The organism is Streptomyces shinuiensis (assembly GCF_043660855.1).
Classification (GTDB): Bacteria; Actinomycetota; Actinomycetes; order Streptomycetales; family Streptomycetaceae; genus Streptomyces.
Map to the genome: position 1 here is coordinate 4644669 of NZ_JBIHML010000001.1, position 12764 is coordinate 4657432.

Consider the following 12764-nt stretch of genomic DNA (forward strand, 5'->3'; position numbering starts at 1 on the left):
GGGGCGCGACAGGGCTCCGAGGCGGCCCGTGAACCGGTGTCGGTGGTGCGTGGCAGGATCGGGGCGTGGCCAACAAAGCATCGAAAGCGACCGCAGCGAACTCCTCCGATCCGCCCGAGCCCCAGGACAGGCGCCTGCTCCTGCTGGACGGGCACTCCCTCGCCTACCGGGCGTTCTTCGCGTTGCCCGAGGAGAACTTCTCCACCATCACCGGGCAGCCGACGAACGCGATCTACGGCTTCGCCTCGATGCTGGCGAACACGCTGCGCGACGAGGCCCCCACCCATCTGGCGGTCGCCTTCGACGTGTCGCGCAAGACCTGGCGCACGGAGGAGTTCGCCGACTACAAGGCGAACCGCTCCAAGTCCCCGGACGGCTTCAAGGGGCAGGTGGAGCTGATCGGCGAACTGCTGGACGCGATGGGCATCCGGCGGTTCGCGGTGGAGGGATTCGAGGCGGACGACATCATCGCCACCCTGGCCACACGGGCGGTGGCCGAGGGCTTCCACGTCTCGATCGTCACCGGTGACCGCGACTCCTTCCAGCTCGTCAACGACGCGACGACGGTGCTGTACCCCACGCGGGGAGTGTCGGAGCTGACCCGCTTCACTCCCGGGAAGGTGGAGGAGAAGTACGGCCTGACCCCCGAGCAGTACCCGGACTTCGCGGCCCTGCGCGGCGACCCGTCGGACAACCTGCCCGGCATCCCCGGGGTGGGTGAGAAGACCGCCGCGAAGTGGATCAGACAGTTCGGCTCCCTCGCCGAGCTGCTGGAGCGTGCCGACGAGGTCAAGGGCAAGGTCGGGGAGAAGCTGCGCGACCACCTGGACAGCGTCCGGCTCAACCGGCGGCTGACGGCGCTGGTGTGCGACGTGGAGCTGCCGGCCGGCCCGGCGGACCTGGCGCGGGCGCCGTACGACCGGGGGGCGCTGGAAGTGGTGCTGGACGCGCTGGAGTTCCGCAACACCGGTTTCCGCGACCGGCTGTACGCGGTCGACCCGGGCGCGTCCGGCCAGGGGGAGGCCGTCCCGGCGGACGGCGTGGAGGTCGACGGTGTGGTCGCCGGCGCGGGCGAACTGGCCCCCTGGCTGGCCGAGCACGCCGCATCCGGCACCGGTCCGCTGGGCGTGGCCACCGTCGACAGCTGGAAGCTGGGCTCGGGCAGCGTCGGCGAGATCGCCCTGGCCACCGGGCAGGGGCCGGCCGTGTGGTTCGACCCGGTCCAGCTGGACGAGGCCGACGAGCGGGCGTTCGCGGCGTGGATCGCCGACGGGGCCCGGCCGAAGGTCATGCACGACGCCAAGGCGGTGATGCGGGTCTTCGCCGAGCACGGCTGGAGCGTCGCTGGCGTCACGATGGACACCGCGCTGGCCGCCTACCTGGTGCAACCGGGCCGCCGCTCGTTCGCCCTGGAGGCGCTGTCGGTGGAGTTCCTGGGCCGGGAGCCGGCCCGGCCCGCCGAGAGCAGCGGGCAGCTTGCGCTGGGCGCGGACGAGGAGGCCGAGGCGGACGCGCTGATGGCCCGGGCCCGCACCGTCCTGGACCTGGGCGGGGCACTGGCCGGGCGGCTCGAGGAGGTCGGCGCGTCCGATCTGCTCCAGGACATCGAGCTGCCGACCTCGGGCCTGCTGGCGCGGATGGAGCGGGCGGGTATCGCCGCGGACCGCGAGTGGCTGGACCGCATGGAGCAGCAGTTCGCCGCGGCCGTCCAGCAGGCGGTGCGCGAGGCGCACACCGCGGTGGGCCACGAGTTCAACCTCGGTTCGCCCAAGCAGCTGCAGGAGGTGCTCTTCGGCGAGCTGGGCCTGCCCAAGACCAAGCGGACCAAGACCGGCTACACCACGGACGCCGACGCGCTGGCCTGGCTGGCGACGCAGACCGAGCACGAGCTGCCGGTGGTGATGCTGCGCTACCGCGAGCAGTCCAAGCTGCGCACCACCGTCGAGGGCCTGATCAAGACGATCGCCGCCGACGGCCGCATCCACACCACCTTCAACCAGACGGTGGCCGCCACCGGACGGCTGTCCTCCACCGACCCCAACCTGCAGAACATCCCGGTGCGCACCGACGAGGGCCGGGCCATCCGGCGGGGCTTCCTGGTCGGCGAGGGGTACGAGTCGCTGCTGACGGCCGACTACAGTCAGATCGAACTGCGGGTGATGGCGCACCTGTCGGAGGACGAGGGCCTGATCGAGGCGTTCACCTCCGGCGAGGACCTGCACACCACCGCCGCCTCCCAGGTCTTCGAGGTCCCCAAGGACCGGGTGGACCCGGAGATGCGCCGCAAGATCAAGGCCATGTCGTACGGGCTGGCCTACGGACTGTCGGCCTTCGGCCTGTCGCAGCAGCTCGGCATCACCGCCGACGAGGCGCGCAGGCTGATGGACGCCTACTTCGAGCGCTTCGGCGGGGTGCGCGACTACCTGCACAGAGTGGTGGAGGACGCCCGGGCCACCGGCTACACCCACACCATCCTCGGCCGCCGCCGCTACCTGCCCGATCTCAACAGCGACAACCGCCAGCGTCGCGAGATGGCCGAGCGGATGGCGCTCAACGCCCCGATCCAGGGCACCGCCGCGGACATCGTGAAGATCGCGATGCTGAAGGTGGACCGGGCGCTGGGCGAGGCGGGACTGCGCTCGCGCATGCTGCTCCAGGTGCACGACGAGATCGTGCTGGAGGTCGCCCCGGGCGAGCGGGAGGCGGTGGAGGAGCTGGTGCGCCGGGAGATGGCCGGGGCCGTCCGGCTGAGGGCGCCGCTGGACGTCTCCGTGGGTTCCGGCGAGAACTGGGAGGACGCCGCCCACTGAGGCGGTCGCGGAAGGCCGTGTGCCGCCCGGGAGCCGGACGACGGCCCGGGCGGCACACGGCGGCCGGGGGACACCGGAGGCGTTCGAGGGGCGGTCGGCCGCCAAAGGGGCGGGCGGCGGTGAACGTCCGGTGGAACGGTCGTGTGCGTTGCCGCGTCGTCTTCGGGCGCGGTGGATCGGGTGCCGAACTTGCCGTAGTGTCCCGTTCGTTACTCCTCGCGGGGAGGCGGTACGGCCGGAGTACGGACACGCGGCAGGTGCCGGGCGGACCGGACACACAGCACGTACACAACCGTACAGAGCGTTTGAAGGGCGCCGCATCCGGCAGGTGTGGCGCGGCAGCGCGTGACAACAGCGTGGAGGGTCTGGCAGATGGCGGCTCGGCGGCTCGTGGGCAGGGTCCGAAGGGGCGTTACCAGTACCGCGGTGGCGGCGGCGGCGATGGCCGCGCTCACCGCGTCACAGGGGCCCGGCCTGGAACTGGTGCAACCCGGCGGCAGGGAGGCCGCAGGCTCCCCGGATGCGCCCGACCTTCCCGCCGACGGCAACTCCCCCTACCACACAGAGCTTCCGCCGCTGATCAAGCCGGACAAGCCCGGGTCCTCCAGCGACCTGCCGGATGTCGCCGGTCCCACCGAGTCCGGCATACCCGCCACCGTTCTGGCCGCCTACAAGCGGGCGGAGCGGACCCTCGGCGAGGAGCGGCCCGGCTGCAACCTTCCCTGGCAACTCCTGGCCGCGATAGGCAAGGTGGAGTCCGGGCAGGCCCGCGGCGGAGCCGTGGACGCCCAGGGCACCACCCACAAGCCGATCCTGGGACCCGCGCTCAACGGTGTGGGCTTCGCGCACATCTCGGACACCGACGGCGGCGCGTACGACGGCGACACCCGCTACGACCGGGCCGTCGGGCCGATGCAGTTCATCCCGTCCACCTGGGCCAACTGGGGCGCGGACGGCAACGGCGACGGCCGCGAGGACCCGAACAACATCTACGACGCCGCCCTCGCCGCAGGGCGCTACCTGTGCGCGAGCGGCAGGAATCTGTCGGACCCGGCCGACCTGGAACGGGCCGTCCTCAGCTACAACCAGTCGCGGGAGTACCTGCGGACGGTGCTGTCCTGGCTGGACTTCTACCGCAAGGGCGCCCACGAGGTGCCCGACGGCGAGGGAACGCTGCCCGACAGCCCCGGTGCGGGCAACGAGTCGCGGCCCGTACGGCCGGGCGGCGAGAAGGCCGGCGACGGCAAGGGCGGGGACGGCGGCGAGGACGGCCGGGACGGAGAGGGCGGGAAGCCCTCTCCGAAGCCGCCCGTATCCGGTGGCGGGACGATCACCCCTGTCCCGCCCGCCGACTCCGAGGATCCGGACGAGCCGGGGGAGGAGCCCGAGGACCCGGACGAGCCGGGGGAGGAGCCCGAGGACCCGGACGAGCCGGGGGAGGAGCCCGAGGACCCGGACGAGCCGGGGGAGGAGCCCGAGGACCCGGACGAGCCGGGGGAGGAGCCCGAGGACCCGGACGAGCCGGGGGAGGAGCCCGAGGACCCGGACGAGCCGGGGGAGGAGCCCGAGGACCCGGACGAGCCGGGGGAGGAGCCCGAAGACCCGGACGAGCCCGGCTGCCCGGCGGAGCCGGAGGACCCCGAGAACCCGGAGGAGCCCGGCGTCGGAACCGAGGAGCCCGCCGGCTCGCCCTCCCCCACCCCGGCCGGGGAGCCGGGCGGGGACTCCGAGGACTCCGAGAACCCGGAGTCCTCCGAGAACCCGGAGGAGCCGGGGGAGGACCCGGAGGACCCCTGCGGGGACGAGGACCCGGAGAACCCGGACGAGCCCGGAGAGGGCGAGGACGGCAGCGGGCAGCAGGACGACGAGCGGCAGACTCCCGCCCCGACCGCCGGCGCCACCGTCCAGGCCCGCCAGGAGGACTGAACCGGCGGCCGCAGGGCCGCCGGCCCCCGCGGCCCCGGGCGGGGGCGCCGCTCAGCGCCCCCGCCCGGTCGCACCCCGCGCCGCGGCGGCCGTACGCCCGGTCGGCTCCGCGGTCGCCGGGTCCTCGGGCCAGGGGTGCTTGGGGTAGCGGCCGCGCAGCTCGGCCCGCACCGAGCGGTAGCCGTCGCGCCAGAACGACGCCAGATCCGCGGTCACGGCCGCCGGCCGCCCCGCGGGCGACAGCAGGTGCACCAGCAGCGGCACCCGGCCGCCCGCCAGCCGGGGCGCCTCCTGCCAGCCGAACAGCTCCTGGAGCTTGACCGCGAGCACCGGCCGCTCCCCGCCGTAGTCCACCCGTATCCGCGAGCCCGAGGGCACCTCGATCCGCTCCGGCGCCAGTTCGTCCAGCCGTGCGGCGTCCCCGGAGGCCCAGGGCAGCAGCGCGTTCAGCAGCCGGCCGGCGTCCGCGCGTTCCAGATCGGCCCGTTGCCGTGCCGGGCCCGGCACTCCGTCCAGCCACTCGTCCGCCCGTGCCAGCAGCGCCTCGTCCGACACGTCCGGCCACGGCTCACCCAGCTCCCGGTGGAGGAAGACCAGCCGCTCCCGCAGCGACCCGGCCTCCCGCGTCCAGCGCAGCAGCCCCACGCCCTCGCGCCGCAGCCCCTCCAGCAGAGCAGCCCGGACCGGTGCGGGGCCGGGGTCGCGCAGCGGGCGGGAGGACAGCTCGATCGAGCCCAGCCGCTCCACACGCCGGGCCACCACATCGCGCCTCCCGGCGGACCAGCCGACCTCCTCGGTTTCCGAGTACAGCGCCCCGGCCGCCTCCCGCACCGTGTCCCCGTCGGCCACCGCGGCCAGCCGTATCCGCGCGGAGGCGGCCCCCACGGGCCGGTCCGCGACGGCGACCGCCAGCCAGGGGGCGTCGCGCAGCCCGGTTCCCGGGGCGAGCTCGGCGCGGGTGCCGGAGGCCATCAGATACGCCCGCCCTCCGCGTGAGCGCGCCACCCGCTCGGGGAAGGCCAGCGCCACCACCAGCCCGGCGGCCGCGTCGTCGGCCGCTCCCGCGGTGTCCTGCCCGCCGCGCCCGCCGGGCAGCGCGCCTGCCAGCCGGCGCGCCTCCCGGCGCCAGCGGGCGGCGTACGCGTCCCGGCCCCGGCGCGCGGTACGCCACACCGCCGCCACCTCGTCGCCGTACTCCCGGGGCGGCTCCTCGCTCAGCAGCGCCACCACCTCGGCCGCCCGCCGTGCCCCCACCAGGGGAGCGGCGTCCAGCAGGGCGCGCGCCAGCCGGGGGTGCAGGCCCAGCGAGGCCATCGCCTTCCCGCGTTCCGTGACCCGTCCCTCCGCGTCCACGGCGCCGATCGCCCGCAGCACCTCGCGGGCCGCCGCCATCGCGCCCTGCGGAGGGGCGTCGGGCAGGGCCAGCCCGCGTGCGTCAGGATCGCCCCAGCAGGCCGCACGCAGCGCGAAGGCGGTGAGGTCGGCGACATCGATCTCGGGTGAGGGGAAGCGCGGCAGCCGGTCGTGCTCGGCCTCCGGCCAGCAGCGGTAGACCACTCCCGGCGCCTCGCGCCCGGCCCGTCCCGCGCGCTGCCGGGCCGATGCCCGCGAGGCCCGCACCGTCGCCAGCGCGCTCAGCCCCCGGGCGTGGTCGGTGCGCGGCTCGCGGGACAGCCCGGCGTCCACCACCACCCGCACCCCCGGCACCGTCAGGCTGGACTCGGCCACCGCCGTGGCCAGTACCACCCGCCGCCGTCCGGCCGGACCCGCCAGCACCGCGTCCTGGACGGCGGCCGGGGCCCGCCCGTGCACCTGGAGCACCTCGGCGCCGGCCCCGTCGTCCAGCAGAGCGGCCACCCGGGCGATCTCCCCGGTCCCCGGCAGGAAGCACAGCACGTCGCCCCCCTCCTCCCGCAGTGCCCGGCGCACCGTGTCCGCGACGTGCTCCAGCAGGGCCGGATCCACCCGTGTGCCGTGCGCGGGGCGCACCGGGCGGGCCGGAGGCGCCCACACCACCCGCACCGGATGGGAGGCGCCGGGCGCCTCCACCACGGGCGCGTCCAGCAGCCGGGCCCAGGCCCCGGCGTCGGTGGTGGCCGAGGCGGCGACCAGCCGCAGCTCCGGCCGCAGCGCGGCGCGTACGTCCAGCAGGAAGGCGGCGGCGGTGTCCGCGTCCAGGTGCCGCTCGTGGCACTCGTCCAGCACCACCGTGTCCACCCCGGGCAGCTCCGGGTCCCGCTGGAGCCGCTGGAGCAGCACCCCGGTGGTCACCACCTCCACCAGGCATCCGGGGCCGACCGCCCGCTCCCCGCGCACGGTGAACCCGACCCTTTCGCCGGCGGGCTCGCCCAGCAGCCAGGCCATCCGCCGCGCAGCGGCCCGCACCGCGATCCGGCGCGGTTCGGCGACCAGCACGCGCCGCACCGGGGCCCCCTCCCGCAGGCCGGAGAGCCCGGCCAGGGCGAGCGGCACCAAGGTGGTCTTGCCCGTGCCCGGCGGGGCGCACAGCACGGCCGCCCCGCGCGTTCGGAGCGCCGCCTCCAGCGCCGGCAGGACGGTGCGTACGGGAAGCTGGCGCAGGGCGTCGGTCCGCAGGGGCATGCCCCCATCCTCGCAGCGCCCCGCAGGCGCCCCGGAAGATCCCTAGTCCCGCTCGCAGACGAAGATCGCGGTGCCCGGGATCAGCCGGCCGCGCAGTGGCGACCAGCCTCCCCACTCCTGCCGGTTCCACTCGGGCCACTCCGGCTCCACCAGGTCCACCAGGCGGAACCCGGCGGCGACGAGGTCGCGCACGCGGTCGCCGAGGGTGCGGTGGTGCTCGACGTAGACGGCGCGCCCGCGCTCGTCCTGCTCGACGTAGGGCGTGCGGTCGAAGTAGGAGGCGGCGGCCGTCAGCCCCTCCGCCCCCGGTTCGTCGGGGAAGGCCCACCGGACCGGGTGCGTCACGGAGAACACCCACCGGCCGCCCGGCCGCAGGACGCGGCGCACCTCGCGCAGCACCCGCACCGGGTCGGCGACGAAGGGCAGCGCCCCGTACGCGGAGCAGGCCAGGTCGAAGGAGCCGCCGGCGAAGGGCAGTGCCCCGGCGTCGGCCTGCACCAGGGGGAACGCCGGGGCGGCGCCGTCGATGCGCAGCGCGTGCCGGAGCTGCCGGTGCGAGATGTCCAGGGCCACCGGACGCGCCCCGCGCGCCGCCAGCCAGCGCGAGCACTGTGCCGCACCCGCGCCGACCTCCAGCACCGAGCGGCCGGCCAGCCGCTCCGCCGGTCCCAGCAGACCGGCCTCCTCCTCGTCCAGGCCCTCCGGGCCCCACACGAAGCGGTCGTCACCGAGGAAGCCGCCGTGCTCGCGCTGGTACTCGTCGGCGTTCCGGTCCCACCAGCCGCGGCTGGCCCGGCTGCTCTCGGCGGCGTCCGCGTCGCGGCGGGCGGCCTCCGGCTCCGGTTCGCTCTCTTGGTTCATCTCGCCCGTCGTCGTAGCCTTCGGTTCCGGCGGGAGCCGGAGGGGAAACGCCGGAGGCGCCGTGCGGGCCCCTGGGAGCCCCGGCCTCCGGGCGCCGGCGGGCCCGGGAGAGGCGGGAACGGGACATGGAGCCAGCGACTTGTGCCGGATTTGGGATCATTGTCCCGCGTGTCCTCGTTCGCGCATTGACCCTGCCCGCCTGCCCCCGTATGCTACAAGTTGCGCTGCGGGCCTGCGCGCCTCGGACGGAGCAGGTCGCGCTCGCATCTGTTGTATGTCCCCTCGGTTGTCGAGGTGCTCGTGGTTTCCTCGGAGATCTTCGGTGAAGCACCTCTCAGGCTGTCCGGCTTCGGCAGTGCGATACGGGCTCTCGGCGTAGCAGTACCTACGACTTCAATGTCCGTACCGGAGCCCTTTTCCACATGACGAGCAGCACCGAGACCACCGTGACCACCCCGCAGGTTGCGGTTAACGACATCGGTTCCGAGGAAGCCTTCCTCGCCGCGATCGACGAGACGATCAAGTACTTCAACGACGGCGACATCGTCGACGGCGTCATCGTGAAGGTCGACCGGGACGAGGTCCTGCTCGACATCGGCTACAAGACCGAAGGCGTCATCCCTTCCCGAGAGCTGTCGATCAAGCACGATGTCGACCCGAACGAGGTCGTCGCCGTCGGTGACGAGATCGAGGCCCTGGTCCTCCAGAAGGAGGACAAGGAGGGCCGCCTGATCCTCTCGAAGAAGCGCGCCCAGTACGAGCGGGCCTGGGGCACCATCGAGAAGATCAAGGAAGAGGACGGCATCGTCACCGGTACCGTCATCGAGGTCGTCAAGGGTGGTCTCATCCTCGACATCGGCCTCCGCGGCTTCCTGCCGGCCTCCCTGGTCGAGATGCGTCGCGTCCGCGACCTCCAGCCGTACGTCGGCAAGGAGCTCGAGGCCAAGATCATCGAGCTGGACAAGAACCGCAACAACGTGGTCCTCTCCCGCCGCGCCTGGCTGGAGCAGACCCAGTCCGAGGTGCGCCAGACCTTCCTCACCACCCTCCAGAAGGGCCAGGTGCGGTCCGGCGTCGTCTCCTCGATCGTCAACTTCGGCGCCTTCGTGGACCTGGGCGGCGTGGACGGTCTGGTCCACGTCTCCGAGCTGTCCTGGAAGCACATCGACCACCCGTCCGAGGTCGTCGAGGTCGGCCAGGAGGTCACGGTCGAGGTCCTGGACGTCGACATGGACCGCGAGCGCGTCTCCCTGTCGCTCAAGGCGACCCAGGAAGACCCGTGGCAGCAGTTCGCCCGGACCCACCAGATCGGCCAGGTCGTGCCCGGCAAGGTCACCAAGCTGGTGCCGTTCGGCGCGTTCGTCCGGGTCGACGAGGGCATCGAGGGCCTGGTCCACATCTCCGAGCTGGCCGAGCGCCACGTGGAGATCCCGGAGCAGGTCGTCCAGGTCAACGACGAGATCTTCGTCAAGGTCATCGACATCGACCTGGAGCGCCGCCGCATCAGCCTCTCGCTGAAGCAGGCCAACGAGTCCTTCGGTGCCGACCCGATGGCGGTCGAGTTCGACCCGACCCTGTACGGCATGGCCGCGTCCTACGACGACCAGGGCAACTACATCTACCCCGAGGGCTTCGACCCGGAGGCCAACGACTGGCTGCCGGGCTACGAGAAGCAGCGCGAGGAGTGGGAGCGCCAGTACGCCGAGGCGCAGCAGCGCTTCGAGCAGCACCAGGCGCAGGTCCTCAAGTCCCGCGAGGCCGACGCCCAGGCCGAGGCCGAGGGTGCCGGCGGCGGTGCCCCGCAGGGCGGCGGCGCCGGTGGCGGCGGCTCGTACTCCTCGGAGTCGGGCGACAACTCCGGCGCCCTGGCGTCGGACGAGGCCCTGGCGGCCCTCCGCGAGAAGCTCGCGGGCGGCCAGAGCTGACCCGTCGGGCCACCGCGGCCGACAGGCCGGCACGCGGCAACCCGCGGTAGCGCATGAAGCATGGCCCCCTCCCCGCCCGGGGAGGGGGCCATGCGGCGTTCCCGTGCCTCGTCGTCTCCCCGTCCGGGGACGCCGGGCGGCCCCCGGTGCCGGGGGCCGTGCCGGAGATGGCACGATGCGTTGCCGGAGAGGTCTTCCGGTCACCCGATCAGGGGAATGCGCACGCGGCGGCGGATGTTGCCGACAGACGGAAGCGACACGGAGGAGCGGCGAAGGTGCTGGACCCACAGGGTTTGTACGCATGGGATCCGACCGGCCTGGCGGAAGCCGAGGCGGTCGTCGGCGGGCCGGGCAGTGACGGGCCCGTCATGCTCTACCACTTCGAGGGCTTCATCGACGCCGGCGAGACCGGCGGGCAGATCGTCGAGGGGCTGCTGGACGGCGGCCCGCGCACGACCGTGGCCCGCTTCGACGTGGACCGCCTCGTCGACTACCGCGCCCGCCGGCCGGTGATGACCTTCCGGCGCGACCACTGGGTGTCCTACGACACCCCCCGGCTGGAACTGCGGCTGCTGCGGGACGACACCGGCACCCCCTTCCTGCTGCTGGCCGGACCCGAGCCGGACGTCGAGTGGGAGCGGTTCGCGGCCGCCGTGCGCGAAATCGTCGAGAGGCTCGGTGTGCGGCTGTCCGTCGGCTTCCACGGCATTCCCATGGGCGTGCCCCACACCCGCCCCGTCGGCCTCACCCCGCACGGCAACCGCCTGGACCTCACCCCCGTGCGGCAGACGCCCTTCGACGAGGTACAGGTTCCCGGCAGCGCCGCCTCGCTGCTGGAGCTGCGGCTGGCCGAGTCCGGCCACGACGTACTGGGCTTCGCCGCACACGTCCCGCACTACGTGGCCCGCTCCACCTATCCCGAGGCCGCCCTGACCGTGGTCGAGTCGATCACCGCGGCCACCGGGCTGGTGCTGCCGGAGGTCACCCAGGCGCTGCGCACGGACGCGCACCGCGTACGGGAGGAGATCGAGCGGCAGCTCGCGGAGGGGGACGGTGAACTGGTCGCGGTCGTCCGCGGTCTGGAGCAGCAGTACGACGCCGTGGCCGGGGCCGAGACCCGCGGCAGTCTGGTCGCCGAGCCCGCCGAACTGCCCTCGGCGGAGGAGCTCGGAGAGGTCTTCGAGCGTTTCCTGGCCGAGCGCGAGGGCGGTGACGGGACCGGGGACGGGGGCCCCGGCGGCGAAGGGGACACCGGTGGCTCCCGGCCCTGACGGGGCCCCACCCGCGCTTCGGTAGGGTGACGGCAGCCGCCCCGGGTGAACCCGTGTGCGGCACGCGGCCCCGCCGCCCGGCGCGGGGCGCGATGCGGACACAGACACGTGTGGAGGCGCGGCCATGCTCTCCGTGGGGCTGACGGGCGGAATCGGCGCGGGCAAGAGCGAGGTCTCGCGGCTGCTCGGCGCCCACGGCGCCGTGATCGTCGACGCCGACCGGATCGCCCGTGAGGTCGTCGAGCCGGGCACCGAGGGGCTCGCCGCGGTGGTCGCCGAGTTCGGCGAGGAGGTTCTCGCCCCGGACGGCACCCTGGACCGGCCCCGGCTCGGCTCGATCGTCTTCGGCGACCCGGAGAGGCTGAAGGCGCTCAATGCGATCGTCCATCCGCTGGTCGGGACGCGCTCGGCCGAACTCCAGCGGGCGGCCGGCGAGGACGCGGTGGTCGTACACGACGTACCGCTGCTGACGGAGAACGCTCTCGCGCCCCTGTACGACCTGGTGATCGTCGTCGACGCCTCCCCGGCCACCCAGCTCGACCGGCTGGTGCGGCTGCGCGGCATGGACGAGGAGGACGCCCGGGGCCGGATGGCCGCCCAGGCGACGCGCGAGCAGCGGCTGGCGGTCGCGGACGTCGTCATCGACAACGACGGCCCCCTGGAGAAGCTGGAACCCCAGGTCGCCGACGTCTGGCGGCGGCTGAGGGAACGCGCCGGCGGGCGGACCTGAGAGCGGCGGACCGGGCGCGGCGCGGTCCGCGGCCGCGGCGGCGTGCTTGACCGCACCCCGTGCCGGGAAGAATCCCCGCACCGGGGCAGCGGGAATATGCCCGCGTGGCGGCGCGTTGCCGTGGCGGTACACCAAGGCGTCCCAGGACGTTCTCGGACCTCCCGTGACGCCCCCGGAACACCCCCGTACCCGAAGGACCCGTGATCCCGCGGCCAGTGCGACGCGGCCGATCCCGGTCGAGGAGGCGTCGACGTGCCCGAGACCACGCCCGAGACCCATGTCATCCAGTACCGCGCCGCGGAGCAGCTGCTGGCCGCCCGCGACCCCAGGGGCGCGCTCAAGCTCCTGGAGTCCGTCGTCACGGCCTTCCCGGAGAAGACGTCCGTCCGCCTGCTGCGCGCCCGCGCGTTCTTCCTCAGCGCCCAGCTGCGCGCCGCCGAGGAGGAGTTCCAGGTCGTCCTGGAGCGCGAGCCGGACAACTCCTTCGCGCACTTCGCCCTCGGCCGCACGCTGGAGCGCGCGGGCCGTGACGAGGAGGCGCTGCGCCACTTCCGCCTGGCGGCGGCGCTGGACCCCCGGCCGGACTTCTGGGAGGCGGCCCGCTTCGGCGACCGCGCCGCCTGACCGCCGCCCGGCCCCC

The 12764-nt window shown here is 74.2% G+C and carries 8 protein-coding genes; 6 read left to right on the forward strand and 2 right to left on the reverse strand.

Going from position 1 to position 12764, the window contains the following annotated elements:
- Positions 1-65: 65 nt before the first annotated feature.
- Both polA and ACGRHY_RS21005 read left to right on the forward strand, forming a co-directional pair.
- Positions 66-2810 carry a DNA polymerase I gene (gene polA / locus ACGRHY_RS21000; RefSeq protein ID WP_394636872.1) on the forward strand — a complete coding sequence of 915 codons (2745 nt, stop codon included), beginning with the start codon at positions 66-68 and terminating at the stop codon, positions 2808-2810.
- Between the two features lie 426 nt (positions 2811-3236).
- Complete coding sequence (locus tag ACGRHY_RS21005; RefSeq protein ID WP_394636873.1) at positions 3237-4736, forward strand: lytic transglycosylase domain-containing protein; 1500 nt, start codon at positions 3237-3239, stop codon at positions 4734-4736.
- 51 nt (positions 4737-4787) lie between these two features.
- Here ACGRHY_RS21005 and hrpB read toward each other — a convergent pair whose 3' ends face one another.
- Both hrpB and ACGRHY_RS21015 read right to left on the reverse strand, forming a co-directional pair.
- The gene (gene hrpB / locus ACGRHY_RS21010) at positions 4788-7337 is read right to left on the reverse strand and encodes an ATP-dependent helicase HrpB (protein WP_394636874.1); all 2550 of its coding nucleotides are present in this window, start codon (positions 7335-7337) and stop codon (positions 4788-4790) included.
- Positions 7338-7379: 42 nt separating this feature from the next.
- On the reverse strand, positions 7380-8198 hold the full coding sequence (locus tag ACGRHY_RS21015; RefSeq protein ID WP_394636875.1) for a class I SAM-dependent methyltransferase: 819 nt from the start codon (positions 8196-8198) through the stop codon (positions 7380-7382).
- 422 nt (positions 8199-8620) lie between these two features.
- On the opposite strand from ACGRHY_RS21015, the gene rpsA reads away from it, so the two are divergent.
- The 4 genes from rpsA (at position 8621) to ACGRHY_RS21035 (ending at position 12748) form a co-directional block, all read left to right on the forward strand.
- Positions 8621-10123 (forward strand): 30S ribosomal protein S1, encoded by a 1503-nt coding sequence (gene rpsA, locus ACGRHY_RS21020; RefSeq protein WP_394636876.1) that lies wholly within the window; start codon positions 8621-8623, stop codon positions 10121-10123.
- A gap of 275 nt (positions 10124-10398) precedes the next feature.
- The gene (locus ACGRHY_RS21025) at positions 10399-11394 is read left to right on the forward strand and encodes a PAC2 family protein (RefSeq protein WP_394636877.1); all 996 of its coding nucleotides are present in this window, start codon (positions 10399-10401) and stop codon (positions 11392-11394) included.
- 124 nt (positions 11395-11518) lie between these two features.
- Complete coding sequence (gene coaE / locus ACGRHY_RS21030) at positions 11519-12124, forward strand: dephospho-CoA kinase (protein ID WP_394636878.1); 606 nt, start codon at positions 11519-11521, stop codon at positions 12122-12124.
- A gap of 252 nt (positions 12125-12376) precedes the next feature.
- Positions 12377-12748 carry a tetratricopeptide repeat protein gene (locus ACGRHY_RS21035; RefSeq protein WP_241712776.1) on the forward strand — a complete coding sequence of 124 codons (372 nt, stop codon included), beginning with the start codon at positions 12377-12379 and terminating at the stop codon, positions 12746-12748.
- Positions 12749-12764: the final 16 nt, after the last annotated feature.

Excerpts from the sequence above, each read along its gene's own strand:
- ACGRHY_RS21015 (WP_394636875.1), bottom strand. The coding sequence starts at position 8,198 with ATGAACCAAGAGAGCGAACCGGAGCCGGAGGCCGCCCGCCGCGACGCG.
- hrpB (WP_394636874.1), bottom strand. The coding sequence starts at position 7,337 with ATGCCCCTGCGGACCGACGCCCTGCGCCAGCTTCCCGTACGCACCGTC.
- rpsA (WP_394636876.1), top strand. The coding sequence starts at position 8,621 with ATGACGAGCAGCACCGAGACCACCGTGACCACCCCGCAGGTTGCGGTT.
- coaE (WP_394636878.1), top strand. The coding sequence starts at position 11,519 with ATGCTCTCCGTGGGGCTGACGGGCGGAATCGGCGCGGGCAAGAGCGAG.